Raw genomic sequence first — 16371 nt, forward strand, 5'->3', positions numbered from 1 at the left:
GGCTTTATGCGTGACGTGGACGTGCGTTGTGAACGTGGGGCCGGCAGGCGTGAACTGTGCAGCCAAGGTTCCCAGTTTATCGCAGGGCGGCAGGAGCCGCCGGTGGACGCCCAACTGCCGCCTCCCGCCGTCGCCGTCCGGTGCCTTCGGGGCCGTTCCCGGCGGCAGGTCAAACGGGCCACTTTGAGGCTTGTCCGTGCGGTTAATGCACTCCTTTGCCTCTAGGATGGAGCCAGTGGGAAATTGAGTACTTTTGATCCTGTCGGCGGAATCGTAAAACCGGCATACTTGCAGGCAACGGCTTGCACCTTTGAAGGGACAACCTATGGCTCGGAGCCCTGAGGATTCGCTGAAGGCGACTCTGGGCAGGGTGGCTCCAGGCACCGCTCTGCGTGACGGTCTGGAACGCATCCTCCGCGGAAGGACCGGCGCGCTGATCGTTCTGGGCTCGGACCGCACCATTGAGTCCATCTGCTCCGGCGGATTCGACATCGGGATCGACTTCTCGCCGACGCGGCTCCGTGAACTCGCCAAGATGGACGGCGCCATCATCTGCGACAAGGACGCCGGCAACATCCTCCGGGCGGCCGTCCAGCTGGTTCCGGATTCGAGCATCGAGACCCAGGAATCCGGCACGAGGCACCGCACGGCCGAGCGCGTCGCCATCCAGACCGGGGTTCCCGTGATTTCGGTGAGCCAGTCCATGCAGATCATCGCCCTGTACGTGAACGGGCTGCGGCACGTCCTCGAAGGTTCCGAGAAGGTCCTGGCCCGTGCCAACCAGGCGCTGGCCACGCTGGAACGCTACCGGTCCCGCCTGGACCAGGTCACCAGTTCGCTCTCCGCCCTGGAAATCGAAGCCATGGTCACCGTCCGCGACGTCGCGGTGACACTGCAGCGCCAGGAAATGGTGCGCCGGATCTCCGAGGAAATCTCGCAGTACGTTCTGGAACTCGGCGAAGACGGGCGCCTGCTGTCGCTGCAGCTGGACGAACTCACCGTGGGCCGCGGGCCCGGCAGCGATGTGATCATCCGTGATTACGCCGGCCCGAACGCGTCCCCCGAGGACATCGACGGCGCTGTCAGTGCCCTGCTCAGCCTGGGACCCACCGAACTGATCGATCTCAGCCGGATTGCCGGCATCATCGGCTTCGCCGGAGGCGTGGACACGCTCGACGCCGTGGTGCAGCCGCGCGGGTACCGCCTCCTGTCCGGCCTGAAGGCAGTGCCCAAGGCTGTGGCGGACAGGCTCGTGGACCACTTCGGCGGCCTCCAGTACCTGATGGCGGCCACCATCGATGACCTCATGACCGTGGACGGCATCGGCGACCAGCGCGCCCGCACCGTCCGGGAGGGACTGAGCCGGATGGCCGAAGCGAGCCTGCTGGACCGCTTCCTCTAGGTCCGGGCCTCCACGGTCCCGTCCGAAGTGTTGACGGTGAGACGGCGTTCCAGCCGCCGGCCCCGGCCCCGGGCCGCCCATTCCACGGCGTACCTGATGTCGAGGAAGCCGCGCTCGATGTCCTCCGCCGTCACCGTGCAGACCGGGGTGAAGTACAGCGCCTCCTCGCCGGGCTGCAGGTCTGCGGCATCGAAACCCGCAGCGCCCGGTCCGGTCAGCCGCACGCCGGCCGCCAACGCACTGCCGTGGTTGCGGGCACGTCCGGTGAAGGCGAGGATGTCCCCCTCCTTGTAGCCGGGGATGACGGGCCCGTAGTTCAGGTCCTGCGCCTCCCGGGTTCCGATCACCTGGGCTGCCTCCGGCGAGTAGCCCTGTCCGATCTCCTTCCAGGTGTGGACGTCCCAGTCGCCGGCCGCGGCAGGTGCCATCACATGGAATTCACCGGCGTTCCGCCAGACGGCGGGGCGGCCGGGCGTAATGGAGCGCAGCTCCATGTCGAAAACCACGCCGTCGTCGCCCGGCCCGTCCTTCGGCGGTGCGCCGGCCTCCGTGACCTGCGCTGCCGGAATCGAGCAGAACACAATTTGCCGGTAGCCCTGCCGCTCATAGAGGACGCCGATATTGCCGTCCGGAAGGCGTGCCACTGTTGAATATGCCGAACTGCCCGGGCAAATGACGAGCTTCGCCGGCCAGGTTGCTCCGTTGTCACGCGAGAGGCTGAGGACGGTGTTACGGCGGAGCGCGGGGTCGTGGTTGTTGCTTGCCAGCAGCCAGGTGTCCGTTTCCGCCATGGCGTGCCCCGCCGGCAGGGGAAGTCCGTCAAACCGGGCGAGGGAGCCGTTGTCCCCCGGGTCCGGGAGGCCCTCGACGGCGGCCAGCGCACTCCAGGTGTGCCCGCCGTCGCCGGAAATCGCGGAAAGGCGGCGCGGCGTTGCCCGGCTGTGCAGCAGCAGCCGGCCGTCGCTAAGGCAGACAACCTTGTTTTCATTGGGTGCCGCGGCGCCGGCCTCGGCGCCAATGAGTTGACCCAGTGTCCAGGTCTCCCCGTGGTCGTCACTGTAGGCGGAGGCCGCCAGGATGTTCCCCGCAACGAGGACCACGAACTGCTGGACCAGCCTGCCCGTAAACGGGCCGGCATGGATTTGGATGCCCTGTCCTGCGGCGGCAAAGATTCCGGTGATTCCGCGCTCCGGGCCGCCACCGAGCTTAAGCTGGGCAGTGAGGCGACGGTGACGCCAGGTCTGTCCGTCGTCGTCGGAAAAGCTGAGGTCGCAGTGCTGGACGTCATCGCCCGTGCCCAACCCTGCGGCGGCTTCGAAGAAGCCGGCGCGGGTGCCCGCTGCATGGAACAGGAAGATCCTGCCGGTCACCGCGTCCACCAGCAGGCTGGGGTCCCCGTAGCCTTCAAGCCCGACGCCGGTCCGCACCACCTGTTGATCCCGCCAGGTCCGCCCGTTGTCCACACTGCGCCGCAGCAACAGGTCGATGGGGCTGGGAAGATCATCGAGATTGGGCCGTCCGTCGTAGGCGGCAAGGAGGGTTCCGCGGGTTGTCACGGCCAGCGCCGGAATCCTGTACTGCCGGTAACCGCCCCGCCCCCTTTCCGCCAGCACGTGCTCTACGTCGGGCCGGGCCAACGGGATGCCTTCCGGGCAATTTATAAGGTGGGATGTCATATCTTCAGCCTAGAAGCCCGGAACGGCGGGGCCAAGCGAGCCGGGTCACACTTGACGGAACCTTGTGACCGCCCTTACAGTTTTCCTACGAGCATCGGACGTCCTACATCCGATAACTATCTGAACGGTGAGGCAACTCTATGGATAAGACGATCAAGAACCTTCCGCTGGTCAGTTCCGCCAGCCGCCGGAGCTTCCTGAAATTGAGCGGGGCCGCGGGCGTCGCAGCTGCTTTCGCCACCACCCTGGCAGCCTGCGGCGGGCCTGCGGCCACCACCACCGGCACCGCCGCCGGTGGCGGAGCCATCAACAAGGACCTCATCATCGAAGCGGGCATCTCCTACGCCCTCTCCACCGGTTTCGACCCGCTGAGCTCCTCCGGCGCCACCCCGATGGCCGCCAACCTGCACATCTTCGAGGGCCTCATCGAGCTCCACCCGGCCACCCGCGAACCGTACAACGCACTGGCCGCAGCCGACCCCAAGAAGGTCAACGACACCACCTACCAGGTGACCATCCGCGACGGCGCCAAGTTCCACAACGGCGCCCCGGTCACCACCGAAGACGTCGCGTTCTCCTTCACCCGCGTTATGGACCCCGCGAACAAATCCCTGTTCTCGCAGTTCATCCCGTTCATCCAGGACGTTAAGCCCGTAGACGCCAAGACGGTCGAGTTCACGCTCAAGTACCCGTTCCCGGGCTTCGCATCCCGCATCTCCGTAGTCAAGGTTGTGCCCAAGGCACTGGCCACCGACCTGAAGGCCTTCGACGCCGCGCCCGTCGGCTCCGGCCCCTACAAGCTTGTTTCCGCCGTGAAGGACGACAAGATCGTTTTCGAAGCCTTCGCCGACTACAACGGCCCCAAGCCGGCACTGGCCAAGGGGATGAACTGGCTGCTGCTCTCCGATGCCGCGGCCCGCGTCACCGCCGTCCAGTCCGGCCGCGTCCAGGCCATCGAGGATGTCCCCTACCTCGATATTGAAGGCCTGAAGTCGAAGGTCACCGTCGAATCAGTTCAGTCCTTCGGGATGTTGTTCCTTATGTTCAACTGCAAGAAGGCTCCTTTCAACAACAAGCTGGTGCGCCAGGCCCTGCACTACGGCCTGGACAAGGAGGCCATCATCAAGAAGGCGCTGTTCGGCAACGCCAAGCCCGCCAGCTCCTACTTCCAGGAAGGCCACCCGGACTACGTCAAGGCCAAGAACGTTTACGGCTACGACGCCGGCAAGGCCGCAGACCTGCTCAAGCAGGCCGGGGTCACCAACCTCGAATTCGAGCTGCTGACCACAGACACCGCCTGGGTCAAGGACGTTGCCCCGCTGATCCTCGAATCCTGGAACAAGATCCCGGGCGTCAAGGTGACCGTGAAGAGCATCCAGTCAGGCGCCTTGTACACCGACCGCGTGGGCACCGGCGATTACTCGGTGGTCGCAGCTCCCGGCGACCCGTCCGTCTTCGGCAACGACGCGGACCTGCTCCTGAGCTGGTTCTACTCCGGTGCCACCTGGATGGAAAAGCGCGCCTACTGGACCGCCCCTGAACGGGCCCAGCTGCAGGAGCTGATGAACAAGGGATCACAGGCCGCTGCGGCAGATGCCAAGAAGATTACCGGCGAAATCGTGGACCTCATCTCCGACGAGGTGCCGCTCTACCCGGTCTTCCACCGCCAGCTGCCCAGTGCCTGGGACGGCAAGAAGCTCAACGGATTCAAGCCCCTGCCCACCACCGGCATGTCCTTCATCGACGTCGGACGCACTGCCTAAGCTGCGCTGAGAAGCACCGGCCCGTCGCAGCCGAGACGCTGCGACGGGCCGGCAAAGCACCACCCTGTGACGCGGCCCCCGCGGCACAACCAAACAAACCGGAGAACAAATTGGTCACGATATTGCGTCTGCTCGGCCGCAGACTCGCAGCACTGCCATTGATGATCCTGGGCATCACCCTGCTCGTCTTCCTTGTCCTGCAGGCCGCTCCCGGCGACCAGGCCAGCTCGGCCCTGGGCGACGGCGCCAGCGAGGAAGCCAAACAGCAGTACCGCCAGGAAAACGGCCTGAACGATCCGCTGGTCCTCCAGTACCTCCGCTTCCTTGGCAAGCTGCTGCAGTTCGATCTTGGTGTCACCACCCCGCCCGCAAAATCGGTGGCCTCCATGATCGGCTCGGCGTTCCCCCTGACGCTGCAGCTGACCTTCCTGGGCGTCCTCATCGCGATCGTCCTCTCCCTCGCATTCGGCATCCTCGGCGCCCTCTACCGCGACAAGTGGCAGGACCAGCTGGTCCGCGTTTTCTCCATCGCCGCGATCGCCACGCCGTCGTTCTGGCTGGGCATCCTGCTGATCCAGTGGTTCGCCCTCGGCTCCAGCCCCCTGTTCCCCTCCGGGGGCATCGCGACGCCGGAATCCGGCTTTGGCGGCTGGCTCAACTCGATGGCCCTTCCGGCCCTCGCGCTCGGCATCCCGGTCTCCGCGTCACTGATCCGGGTGGTCCGCACATCGATGGTGGAAGAACTCGACCGCGATTACGTCCGCACCGCGATCGGCAACGGCGTCCCCTACGGCGAGGTGGTCTCCAAAAACGTCCTGCGCAACGCCCTGGTCACTCCGGTGACCGTGCTGGGACTGCGCGTGGGCTACCTGCTGGGCGGCGCCGTCGTGATTGAAATGATCTTTGCCCTGCCCGGCATGGGCCAGCTGATCCTGAACGGCATTACCAACCTGGACGTCAACCTCGTCCAGGGCGTGGTGCTCACCATCTCGGTCACCTTCGTTCTGGTGAACATCGTGGTGGACCTCCTGTACCTGCTCATCAACCCCCGAATCAGGACGGTATAGCTCATGCGTAGCAAACTCGCTGAACGGCTGAGTGCCCCGGGCCTCCGCTTCAAGGCCCTGCCCTGGGGTTCCCGCATTGCCCTCCTTTTCCTGGTCCTGATCGTCCTCGCGGCCGTGTTCGCCCCGGTCATCGCCCCGCATGATCCGCTGGAAACCTTCATCCCGGCCACCCCGCCCGGCGCCGAGCACTTCTTCGGAACGGACCGGCTGGGCCGCGACATCTTCTCCCGGCTGCTCTTCGGTGCACAATCCTCGCTCATGATCGGCCTCGGCGCGGTGGCCCTGGCCATCCTGGCCGGTGCCCTGCTGGGCTCGTTCGCGGCGACCTCCAGCAAGGCTGTCAACGAGATCATCATGCGGCTGATGGACATCCTCATGGCGTTCCCGGGTATTGCCCTGGCGGCGGTGCTCCTGGCGGCCTTCGGCAATTCGGTTCCCACCATCATCATTGCGATCGCCATCATCTACACGCCGCAGCTGGCCCGCGTGGTCCGCGCCAACGTGCTCTCGCAGTACAGCGAAGACTACGTCCGCGCCGAGCGCGTGATCGGTGCGGGCCGCTTCTACATCCTGCTCAAGCACATCGTCCGAAACACCGCAGCCCCCGTCCTGGTGTTCGCCACGGTCATGGTGGCGGACGCGATCATCCTTGAGGCCTCGCTGTCCTTCCTCGGCGCCGGCGTGCAGGATCCCGCACCGTCCTGGGGCAACGTGATCTCCTACGGCCGCAACCTGGTCCTGTCCGGCGGCTGGTGGGCCACCACCTTCGCCGGTGTGACCATCCTGCTCACCGTGCTGTCGCTGAACATCCTGGCCGAAGGCCTCACCGACGCCATGGTCAACCCGAAGCTGCGCAAGGCGCCGGTTGTGAAAGACGACGACGGCTCTGCGGCTGCTGTGTCCGGCGCTGCGGCGGGTGCCGCCGTCGAGCCTGTGGATACACGGGTAGCGATGTCCGTTGCCCAGCCGTCAGTGCTGGAAGAGCACGAGCTCGACGGCGTCCGTGCCGCCTATGGTGACGTCCTCACCGACGAGCGCTACAGCGAGTCCGCCGTCCTGTCCGATCCGAAACTGGCTGCGGTGAACCCGCACCTCCTCCTCGACAGGGAACTGGAACTGCTCACAGCGATCGAGGCCAGCCGGACCGACCGGCTCCCGCAGGTCCCGGCCGGCGCACGCAGCATCCTGGAGGTGAAGAACCTGTCCATCAGTTTCCCGGGCCGTTACGGGAACACTGCGATCGTGGACAATGTCTCGTTCACCGTCCGGGAAGGCGAAACCATGGGCCTCGTGGGCGAATCCGGCTGCGGCAAGTCCATCACCTCCCTCGCGATCATGGGCCTGCTGCCCAAAACCGCGCAGGTGACGGGATCCATCAAGTTCGATGGCAAGGAACTGCTGGATCCGGCCACCAGGCACAGCAGCACCAAGGCCTACGAGGGCCTGCGCGGCCAGCAGATCGCCATGGTCTACCAGGACGCCCTGAGCTCCCTGAACCCGTCCATGAAGATCAAGGACCAGATGGAGCAGCTGACCCGGCGCGGCGGCCGCAAGACCCCGGCCGAGCTGCTGGAACTCGTCAAGCTTGATCCCGTCCGCACGCTCGCCAGCTACCCGCATGAGCTCTCCGGCGGCCAGCGCCAGCGCGTCCTGATCGCCATGGCCCTGTCCCGTTCACCGAAGATCGTAGTGGCCGACGAGCCCACCACCGCCCTGGACGTCACCGTCCAGAAACAAGTGGTTGACCTCCTGAATGAACTGCGCGAACAGCTCGGATTCGCCATGGTTTTCGTCAGCCACGACCTCGCCCTGGTGGCCTCACTGGCGCACCGCATCACGGTCATGTACGCCGGCCAGGTGGTGGAATCGGCGCAGGCCTCGGAGCTCCTGCAGAACCCGAGGCACGAATACACCCGCGGCCTGCTCGGCGCGGTGCTCTCCATCGAAGCCGACGCCGTCCGCCTGCACCAGATCCCCGGGACCGTCCCGTCACCACAGGACTTCGCGTCCGGCGACCGCTTCGCCGCACGCTCGCTGCGGCCCGACGCCGATCCCAACCAGCAGCTGGTCCTGACCTCGGTTTCATCCGCCGGAGGGCGAAACACGGACCACTACTGGGCGAGCCACCTGAAGGAGGACGCGAAGTGACTGATTCAACGCAGAACGGCTCCCAGCCGGTCATTGAGCTCAAGGACGTCAAAGTCCACCACCATGCCCGTGGCGGCAAGCTGTTCCGCCCGAACATCGTCAAGGCAGTGGACGGCGTCGACTTCACCATCAGCCGCGGCGAAACCGTGGGAATCGTGGGTGAGTCCGGCTGCGGCAAGTCCACGCTGGCCTCGGTCCTCGTGGGGCTGCAGGCACCAACCTCGGGTGACGTCCTGTTCCACGGCAAGCCCGCCATCAAAAGGAACGCCGCCCTGCGCAAGGAGTTCGGCCGGTCCGTGTCCGTGGTCTTCCAGGATCCGTCCACGGCACTGAACCCGCGCATGACCATCCAGGACATCCTGACCGACCCGCTGCAGATCCACGGCATCGGCACGGCGGCCACCCGCGCTGCCAAGGTGGGTGAACTGCTGGCCCTGGTGGGCCTGCCGCAATCGGCTGCCGAAGTCACACCGTCGCAGGTTTCCGGCGGCCAGCGCCAGCGGGTGGCCATCGCCCGCGCCCTGGCCCTGGACCCGGACATCATCGTGGCGGACGAGCCGACGTCTGCCCTAGACGTTTCCGTCCGGGCGCAGGTGCTGAACCTTCTCTCGGACCTGAAGACCCAGCTGAACCTTGGAATGGTGTTCATCTCACACGACATCCAGACGGTCCGCTACGTCTCGGACCGCATCTGCGTCATGTATTTCGGCAGGATCGTCGAACAAGGCACCGCCTCGCAGGTCTTTGACACCCCCTCCAACGACTACACCAAGAAGTTGCTGGGCGCCGCGCCGAGCCTGCTGCACATCTAGCTTTTCCACTCACCAGTTTTCAACCACCCATCATTGGAGTTTTCCGTGTCTTCCCAGTTCCAGGGCGTTATCCCGCCGGTTGTCACCCCCCGCCACGCTGACGGCAGCATCGACACTGAGTCGCTGAAGAACGTCACCAAGCACCTGCTCGACGGCGGCGTGTCCGGACTTTTCGTCCTGGGCTCCTCCGCTGAGGTCCCCTACATGACCAACGCCGAGCGTGAACTCGTAGTCAGCACCATCGCCGAAGCCAACTCGGCGGCCGGCGCAGGCCGCGTCCCGCTGATCGTGGGCGCCAACGAGCAGACCACCAACCGCGTCATCGAGGAAGCCAGGAAAGTCATCGACCTCGGCGCCGACGCCATCGTGGTCACCTCCATGTACTACGCCATCGGGAACGCCGACGAGACCGAGACACACTTCCGCGCCATCCACGCCGCGGTCAACAAGCCGATCTTCGCCTACGACGTTCCCGTGCGCACGCACTTCAAGCTCCCCACCGACCTGCTGGTCCGCCTGGGCCGCGACGGCGTCATTGCCGGCGTCAAGGACTCCTCCGGCGATGACGTCTCGTTCCGACAGTTGCTCCTCGCAGCCCGCGATATCGACAACTTCGACATCTTCACCGGCCACGAAGTAGTAGTTGACGGCGCCCTCCTCGGCGGCGCCCAGGGCGTAGTCCCGGGCCTCGGCAACGTGGACCCGGCCGGCTACCGTCGTCTGTTCGATGCCGCACAGTCCGGCGACTGGGCCGGGGCCGCCCGCGAGCAGGACCGCCTGGCCGACCTCTTCGAGATCGTCTACACCCCCAACGGCCGCGTCTCCGGCGGGGCGGCGGGCCTCGGCGCTTTCAAGACCGCGCTCCAGGTCATGGGCATCATCGAATCCAACACCATGAGCGTGCCGATGCTCTCCCTCAATGACGACGAGACCAAGGCAATCCGCGCCATCCTGGAACGCAACGGGCTCGTCTAATCAGGCGCGTTGGGGCCTACCCAGCAACGATCCCCTGTTAGGAAGAAAATGACGTACGCGATCGGTGTCGACCTTGGCGGCACTAAGACTGCTGCCGGGGTTGTTTCGGCGGCTGGCGAGGTGCTGTATTCGGAGACCATTCCGACACTCAACCGGGATGGTGGCGAGGCGATTCTTGATGCTACGGCGGCGCTGGTTTCCTCTCTCCTTTCGAAGGCTCAAGCAGAGGGCCTGGACGTGGCGGGGGTTGGCGTTGGTTCTGCCGGTGTGATCGATACCGCCCGCGGAGTGGTGGTGTCCGCTACCGACGCGATCCTCGGGTGGGCAGGGACGGAACTGACGGCCGGTCTTGCTGTTCGGCTCGGCCTGGATCCGGCTGCGGTGCAGGCCGTGAACGATGTCCATGCGCATGCTCTGGGCGAGGCGTGGGCGGGCGCCGCAGCCGGGACGGAGAGTTCGCTGCTGGTGGCCTTCGGCACCGGCGTCGGCGGCAGTTTTGTCCTAAACGGCCGTCCGGTCCTGGGCAACAGGTATGCGGGCGGGCATGTGGGCCATTTTGCCTCGCCCTACGCGTACCACCGTGGCAAACCCCTTCCTTGCGTCTGCGGCGGAGCCGGACATGTTGAGGCCGTCGCCTCCGGACCGGCCGTCCTGCAGTCCTTCCTCCGTCTTGGCGGCAAGGAAACGGCAGTCGATGCCCGCGGTGTTTTTGCCCTGGCCGGCGCGGGCAACGCCGTCGCCGCCGGGGCAGTGGATTGGGGCGCCTCCGCGGCGGGCCAGGCAGTGGGCGGCCTCGCCAACATCCTGGACCCCGAGGTAATTGTGGTATCCGGCGGACTGTCCGACGCCGGCGCCCCCTGGTGGCACCCCATGGAGCGCGCACTCCGGGCCGAGCTCCTGCCCGCCCTATCCGGGCTCCCCGTCCTCCCCGCCAAGCTCGGCAACGCGGCAGCCATCGTGGGCGCCGCACGCCTGGTCCTGTCCGCTCCATCCACACCACCACTTTCCTGAGGAACTGACCGTGATCCTGAGTCCCCGAGCCCTCGAAGCCCTGCGCGGGCAACTGATCGTGTCCTGCCAGGCGTACCCCGGCGAGCCCATGCGGGACCCGCGCACCATGGCGCAGGTTGCCGCCTCTGCCGTGATCGGCGGCGCCGCCGCCATCCGTGTCCAGGGGGTGGCGGATGTGCAGCAGACGCGGGCCGCGGTGGAGGTTCCGGTGATCGGGCTCTGGAAGGACGGACACGACGGCGTCTTCATCACCCCCACGCTCCGGCACGCCCTGGCGGTGGCCAATGCGGGCGCCCACGTGGTGGCGATCGACGGCACGCGCCGGGAACGCCCGGACGGGCTTTCCCTCGCACAAACCGTGGCAGGCATCCACAACGACTCCCACGCCCTGGTGATGGCAGACTGCGGTTCCTTCGACGATGCCGCGGCCGCTGTCGCAGCCGGCGCGGACCTGATCGGCACCACACTTTCCGGATACACCGGCGAGCGCCCCAAAACGCAGGGCCCGGACCTGGAACTGCTGGAGCAGATCGCCGCCGCCGGTTTCGGCCGGCCGCTCATCGCCGAAGGCCGCCTCCACACCCCCGCCCAGGCCAGGCAGGCCCTCGACGCCGGCGCGTTCGCCGTCGTCGTCGGCACCGCAATCACGCACCCGGCGAGCATCACCGGCTGGTTCGCCGAGGCCCTGAAGTGACTCCGCAGCCGGAACAAATACAGCCGGAACGAAAACAGCCGGAAGCCGCCGGGTCCGGCAGCTATCTGCTGGCTGGCGCCGTCCTTACCGGCGGGCTGGCGCTGGACGACGCCGTCGTGGCCGTCGCGGACGGCCACATCGCGTATGTGGGTCAACGCGAAGGGCTGGACGAGGCGGCGCTCTCCGGCCTTGAGGAACTCGAACTCCCGCCAGGCAGCATGATTCTCCCGGGCCTTGTTGATCTGCACTGCCACGGTGCAGCCGGGGGTGATTTCCCCACGGGCAATGCCGGCCCGGCCCGCACAGCCGTCGACTTCCTGCACGGCTCCGGCACCACCACCCTGCTGGCCAGCCTGGTGACGGCGTCCCGCGAGGATCTGCTGCGTGGGCTGGCCAACCTCAGGCCGCTGGCGGACGAAGGCCTGATTGCGGGCATCCACGCAGAGGGCCCGTTCCTTTCCCGTTCACGGTGCGGCGCGCAGGATCCCCGGTTTCTGCGTGACCCGGACCCCGGCCTGCTGGAGGAAATACTGGAAGCTGCCGGCGGGCACCTGCGCACCATGACTTACGCGCCGGAACTGCCCGGCGCCGTCGACCTGGTCCGGACGCTCGTGCAGCACGGCGTAACGCCTTCGCTGGGCCACACTGACGCGGACTCCGGGATCTCCGCGGCGTCCCTCACCGAGGCGGCGGAGCTGATGGCGGCGGGAGTCCGCGGGTCACGCCCCACCGTCACGCACCTGTTCAACGGAATGCCGCCCCTGCATCACCGCAACCCCGGACCGGTCGCCGCCTGCCTCCGGCTGGCAGCGGCAGGCACTGTAGCTGTCGAACTGATCGCGGACGGCGCACACCTGGATCCGGACACGGTCAGGATGGTCTTCGAGCTGGTGGGCGCCGGGAACGTGGTCCTGGTGACCGATTCCATGGCAGCCACCGGCCTGCCCGACGGCGACTATGAACTGGGTCCCGCCGCCGTCGCAGTCAGGGGCGCCGAAGCGCGGCTGGCGAGCAACGGTTCCCTGGCCGGAGGCACCGCCACGCTGCTGGACGTTGTCCGTCGGACGATCGCTGCAGGCGTTGCACCCGCCGCGGCTGTTCAGGCAGCCAGCGCGGTACCGGCGGCGATCATCGGCCGGCAGCACGAAATCGGAAGCCTCCGCGCCGGCTTGCGGGCCGACGTCGTGGCGGTGGACCGGGACTTCCGCCCAGTGCTGGTCCTGCGGGAGGGCCGGAAGCTGGCCCGCCCCGCCGTCGGGCCCTAGCCTTCTGCCCGTCTGCAGGCTCCTGCCCTCAACCCCGCAAGGCCCTAAACCTTCCGGGCCTAAACGCTCGCGGCGGCCACACGCGTGGCCGTGCACGGCATCAGGGCGGCCGCACCCTCGTCCGCGATCACGGTTACGTGCGGATGGCGCTGCAGGACGGAAGCGGGGCAATCCGGCGTCACCGGTCCGGTGAGCGCACGGTGCAGGATTTCCGCCTTGTCCGCTCCACGGACCACCATCAGGAGCTGGCGCGCCTCGAGGATGGTGCCGAGGCCCTGTGTGATGCACCGCCCGGGCACGTCTGCAGGCGAGTCGAAATAGCGGCTGTTGGCCTGCCTCGTGCGTTCAGTGAGGTCCTCTACCCGGGTGCGGGACTCCAGCGACGACCCGGGCTCGTTGAAGGCCAGGTGGCCGTTATGGCCGATGCCCAGCAGCTGGATATCGATCCCGCCGTGGGCCGCAATGGCAGCTTCGTAGTCGTTGGCCGCGCGTTCGGGGTCCGCTGCGCTGCCGTCCGGGACAAACACGTTGGCAGGGTCCAGGCTGAGCCGCTCGGTGACTTCACGGCGGACAACTTCCGCGTAGCTTTCCGGATGGCCGGCGGGCAGGCCCACGTATTCATCAAGCGCGAAGCAGCGGACGCGTGACATCTCCAGCCCGTATCCTGCCAGCGCCCGGTAGACGGGCAAGGGCGAGCCGCCCGTTGCCACCCCCAGCACGGCATCCTGGTTGCTGCGGATCACGGCCGCCAGAAGCCCCGCGCCGACCGCGCCGGCTGCCTCTGCGTCCTGAACTACGAAAAACTCCATGCCGAACGGGCTCTCTTCTGTGTTGACGGGGGTGCTGTGTCTGGATGGACGGGGGACTGACGGGCGTGCTCAAGGAGGAGCACCCGCGGGGATGTTGCAGAAGGCGGTTCTAGCGGGCCGCGACGGCGCGGAGCTTTCCCCGGATTCCGTCGAAGTGGCGCTGCAGCCGCTCGGAGGCAAGTGGCTTGTTGCCCGCCGCCACCGCCTCGTAGATCTCGCGGTGGTCGCGCACCTGCTGAAGCAGGTCCACGGGCGCCGGCCCCAGTTCCAGGTGGATTTGGCGGTAAACCTTCCAGAAGACGTCCATCAGGTTCATGAGCAGGTCGTTGCGCAGCGGCGCGAACAACCGGCGGTGGAACTCGGCGTCGTGGGCAAACAGGGGTTCGCCCTTCCCGGCTGCCACCTCCATGGCTTCCAGCGCGTGCTGCAGGTCCTCCTGCTGCGCAGCCGTCATCCGGTCCATCGCCGAACCGATCAGCCCGGATTCGAGCGCCTGGCGCACATCCACCAGCTCCATGGCTTCCTCTCCCCGGTGCCGCAGGGAGAGCCGGCCCCGGAAGGCCAGTCCGTCGGCGAGGGCATGGAAGTTGTTGGGGGCCACGAAGGTCCCGAAGCCATGGCGGATCTCGATCACGCCGAGGGCCTGCAGGACTTTCAAGGACTCCCGGACCGTATTGCGCCCCACGCCCAGAGTTCCGGAGAGTTCGGCTTCAGTGGGGAGCGCATCGCCAACGTCCAGTCCCTGCTCCAGGATCAGTTCCATGATGCGCGTTTGCAGGGCATGGGAGCGCAGCTGCGCGCTGAAGCGGGCAGCTGACACTTCTTGCGGGGCCACGGTCACGGCTGTCTCCTAGGGATCGGACCTGCCTAGCAAGCAGGTCTGCTACTAATCCTACCGGAGATGGGACGTCCCTTGTCCTATTTGGTAACAATGAATTTGCCCTGAACGCGCCGCCAGAGCGGGCGTACATGGAATGGGAGGGTTGTTAGAGGAGTTGGAAAACGGCCTTGGTACTTGACTTGGTCCCGAGCCTGGCGACGAACATGTAATACGCCCCGCCGGCGCCGGGCTTCGCGGACACCGGGCCGCACCCGGGGACGCTGCGGTTGCGCTCCCACGGGAAGTTGGCGGTCTCGCTCTGGCCCGGAGCGATGGTCTTGACCAGGTCCCCGCTCTCCACTTGGCAGTCAACCGAAGAGAAGATCCGGTCGGAGCCGCTGGTGACCGTGTACTCCATCTGGGACGTACCCAGGTTCACCTCGCATGCCACTTTTCCGCCGTTGGTGACTTTCAGGCTAAGGAGCGGGTTCTCCCCCGCCGCGTAAGCAGCCTTGTCCGTGGACGCCGAAACGGTGACAAGGCCCTGGTCGCATGTCGGCGTGGCCTGGGCGCTGGGAGTCGCGGACGCGGAGGGCGTGGCCTCAGGATTCGCCGCCGCCCCGTCAGAACCGTCGCGGCCCGCGGGGTCGGTGGAGGAGGCCTGCTCGGATGAGCGCATGGCAGCGGACACGGCGGCGAAGCCTCCCAAAGCCACCGAGGCCACGAGAAGCAGCACCACGGCAACGAACAGCCTGCGACGGCGGTAGACGGCCTTCAGCGGAGGCCGCCCCGCCTGACGGCCGGGGGTGCCCTTCGGTTTCGAACTGTTCTTTCCTGAAGTGCCTTGCCTGACCATCCTTCTAGGCTAAAGAACGCCGGGCACATTGACGCACCACCACGCCGCGAACACGGACGTCGGCCAGTATCCACTACAGTATTTGCATCGAAGCCTTAGCCTTACCCACTGCCCTTTCCCCGGCGAGTCGCCCTGCGCCGGCGCCGCTGGCAGTCCTCCACGAAACCCTTGACGCCTGGTTCGCAGACACCGCCAGGGAACTGCCGTGGCGCGAACCCGACTGTTCCGCCTGGGGCGTCCTGGTCAGTGAAATCATGCTGCAGCAGACTCCGGTGGTCCGGGTTCTGCCCGTGTGGGAAGAGTGGCTTCGCCGCTGGCCGGCACCGGCAGACCTCGCCGTGGAACCGTCCGGCGAAGCTGTCCGGCACTGGGGCCGGCTGGGCTACCCGCGGCGGGCACTGCGCCTGCACGCTGCCGCCGTCGCCATCGTGGAGAAGCACGACGGCGGGGTGCCGGGAACGTACGCGGAACTGCTGGAACTTCCGGGCGTGGGCAGCTACACGGCCGCCGCCGTGGCCGCATTCGCTTTCGGCCGCCGCGAGACGGTGGTGGACACCAACATCCGCCGCGTGCATGCACGGCTTTTTTCGGGCACGGCGCTGCCGTCACAGTCGCTGACGGCCGCCGAGATGCGGCTCGCCGCCGAGCTGCTGCCGGCCGACGTCGGACTCTCTGTCCGCTGGAACGCGGCGGTTATGGAGCTGGGAGCCTTGGTCTGCACGGCGAGGGCGCCGAAATGCGGCGACTGCCCGGTGCGTGGCGCGTGTCAGTGGCTGGCGGCCGGCGAGCCGCCGCCGTCGTACACCCCCAAAGGGCAGTCCTGGCACGGCACCGACCGGCAGGTGCGGGGTGCCGTGATGGCTGTGCTCCGGCTGGCGGACTCACCGGTGGCACCGGAAATGTTCCATCAGCCCGCCGCGGATCTTGGCTTCGAAGCGGACGGCATCGGCGTCCCGCTTGCGGCGCTGCATCGGCTGAATTCCGCGCCGGAACAGCTGGAACGCGCACTGGCGGGCCTGGTCAGCGACGGCCTGGCCGAGCTGCACCTCGGCGGCCTGCGGCTTCCTGCCTGA

Annotated in this window: 14 protein-coding genes; 10 read left to right on the top strand and 4 right to left on the bottom strand. The window is 66.9% G+C overall.

Annotated features, from left to right (window positions below; genetic code table 11):
* The first annotated feature begins 325 nt into the window (after positions 1-325).
* Positions 326-1402, top strand: coding sequence for a DNA integrity scanning diadenylate cyclase DisA (gene disA / locus AC6JAC_RS21185; protein ID WP_028270356.1), 1077 nt, complete (start codon positions 326-328; stop codon positions 1400-1402).
* Here the strand turns inward: disA and AC6JAC_RS21190 are convergent.
* Positions 1399-3078, bottom strand: a complete 1680-nt coding sequence (locus AC6JAC_RS21190) for a sialidase family protein (protein ID WP_028270355.1) — start codon at positions 3076-3078, stop codon at positions 1399-1401. The genes disA and AC6JAC_RS21190 overlap by 4 nt on opposite strands.
* A 140-nt stretch (positions 3079-3218) precedes the next feature.
* On the opposite strand from AC6JAC_RS21190, the gene AC6JAC_RS21195 reads away from it, so the two are divergent.
* The 8 genes from AC6JAC_RS21195 to nagA all read left to right on the top strand — a co-directional run bounded on the left by AC6JAC_RS21195 (position 3219) and on the right by nagA (position 12813).
* Positions 3219-4841 (top strand): ABC transporter substrate-binding protein, encoded by a 1623-nt coding sequence (locus tag AC6JAC_RS21195; RefSeq protein WP_028270354.1) that lies wholly within the window; start codon positions 3219-3221, stop codon positions 4839-4841.
* Positions 4842-4951: 110 nt separating this feature from the next.
* Positions 4952-5908 (top strand): ABC transporter permease, encoded by a 957-nt coding sequence (locus AC6JAC_RS21200; protein WP_043438059.1) that lies wholly within the window; start codon positions 4952-4954, stop codon positions 5906-5908.
* 3 nt (positions 5909-5911) lie between these two features.
* The gene (locus tag AC6JAC_RS21205) at positions 5912-8056 is read left to right on the top strand and encodes a dipeptide/oligopeptide/nickel ABC transporter permease/ATP-binding protein (RefSeq protein WP_028270352.1); all 2145 of its coding nucleotides are present in this window, start codon (positions 5912-5914) and stop codon (positions 8054-8056) included.
* Entirely contained in the window at positions 8053-8868 is an 816-nt protein-coding gene (locus AC6JAC_RS21210; RefSeq protein ID WP_028270351.1) for an ATP-binding cassette domain-containing protein, read from the top strand. The genes AC6JAC_RS21205 and AC6JAC_RS21210 overlap by 4 nt, the downstream gene beginning before the upstream one ends.
* A gap of 45 nt (positions 8869-8913) precedes the next feature.
* Positions 8914-9843 (top strand): dihydrodipicolinate synthase family protein, encoded by a 930-nt coding sequence (locus AC6JAC_RS21215; protein ID WP_028270350.1) that lies wholly within the window; start codon positions 8914-8916, stop codon positions 9841-9843.
* Positions 9844-9891: 48 nt separating this feature from the next.
* A complete protein-coding gene (locus AC6JAC_RS21220) occupies positions 9892-10854 on the top strand; it encodes an ROK family protein (RefSeq protein ID WP_028270349.1) in 963 nt (320 codons plus the stop codon).
* A 10-nt stretch (positions 10855-10864) separates the two neighbouring features.
* Entirely contained in the window at positions 10865-11548 is a 684-nt protein-coding gene (locus AC6JAC_RS21225) for an N-acetylmannosamine-6-phosphate 2-epimerase (protein WP_028270348.1), read from the top strand.
* The gene (gene nagA / locus AC6JAC_RS21230) at positions 11545-12813 is read left to right on the top strand and encodes an N-acetylglucosamine-6-phosphate deacetylase (protein WP_442853338.1); all 1269 of its coding nucleotides are present in this window, start codon (positions 11545-11547) and stop codon (positions 12811-12813) included. The genes AC6JAC_RS21225 and nagA overlap by 4 nt, the downstream gene beginning before the upstream one ends.
* A gap of 59 nt (positions 12814-12872) precedes the next feature.
* Here the strand turns inward: nagA and AC6JAC_RS21235 are convergent, their stop codons facing one another.
* The 3 genes from AC6JAC_RS21235 to AC6JAC_RS21245 all read right to left on the bottom strand — a co-directional run bounded on the left by AC6JAC_RS21235 (position 12873) and on the right by AC6JAC_RS21245 (position 15298).
* Entirely contained in the window at positions 12873-13622 is a 750-nt protein-coding gene (locus tag AC6JAC_RS21235) for a glucosamine-6-phosphate deaminase (RefSeq protein WP_028270347.1), read from the bottom strand.
* A 109-nt stretch (positions 13623-13731) separates the two neighbouring features.
* Entirely contained in the window at positions 13732-14457 is a 726-nt protein-coding gene (locus AC6JAC_RS21240; protein ID WP_043438106.1) for a FadR/GntR family transcriptional regulator, read from the bottom strand.
* 151 nt (positions 14458-14608) lie between these two features.
* Positions 14609-15298, bottom strand: coding sequence for a membrane protein (locus tag AC6JAC_RS21245; protein WP_028270345.1), 690 nt, complete (start codon positions 15296-15298; stop codon positions 14609-14611).
* Between the two features lie 254 nt (positions 15299-15552).
* Between AC6JAC_RS21245 and AC6JAC_RS21250 the strand changes: the two genes are divergently transcribed.
* Positions 15553-16371, top strand: coding sequence for an iron-sulfur binding domain-containing protein (locus AC6JAC_RS21250; RefSeq protein WP_231511129.1), 819 nt, complete (start codon positions 15553-15555; stop codon positions 16369-16371).

The organism is Arthrobacter sp. KUASC02 (assembly GCF_059739395.1).

What these genes read in the sequence shown, in the direction of transcription:
- AC6JAC_RS21250 (WP_231511129.1), top strand. Translation starts at nt 15,553, where the DNA reads ATGCTGCAGCAGACTCCGGTGGTCCGGGTTCTGCCCGTGTGGGAAGAG.
- disA (WP_028270356.1), top strand. Translation starts at nt 326, where the DNA reads ATGGCTCGGAGCCCTGAGGATTCGCTGAAGGCGACTCTGGGCAGGGTG.
- AC6JAC_RS21245 (WP_028270345.1), bottom strand. Translation starts at nt 15,298, where the DNA reads ATGGTCAGGCAAGGCACTTCAGGAAAGAACAGTTCGAAACCGAAGGGC.
- AC6JAC_RS21220 (WP_028270349.1), top strand. Translation starts at nt 9,892, where the DNA reads ATGACGTACGCGATCGGTGTCGACCTTGGCGGCACTAAGACTGCTGCC.
- AC6JAC_RS21190 (WP_028270355.1), bottom strand. Translation starts at nt 3,078, where the DNA reads ATGACATCCCACCTTATAAATTGCCCGGAAGGCATCCCGTTGGCCCGG.
- AC6JAC_RS21205 (WP_028270352.1), top strand. Translation starts at nt 5,912, where the DNA reads ATGCGTAGCAAACTCGCTGAACGGCTGAGTGCCCCGGGCCTCCGCTTC.
- AC6JAC_RS21195 (WP_028270354.1), top strand. Translation starts at nt 3,219, where the DNA reads ATGGATAAGACGATCAAGAACCTTCCGCTGGTCAGTTCCGCCAGCCGC.
- AC6JAC_RS21235 (WP_028270347.1), bottom strand. Translation starts at nt 13,622, where the DNA reads ATGGAGTTTTTCGTAGTTCAGGACGCAGAGGCAGCCGGCGCGGTCGGC.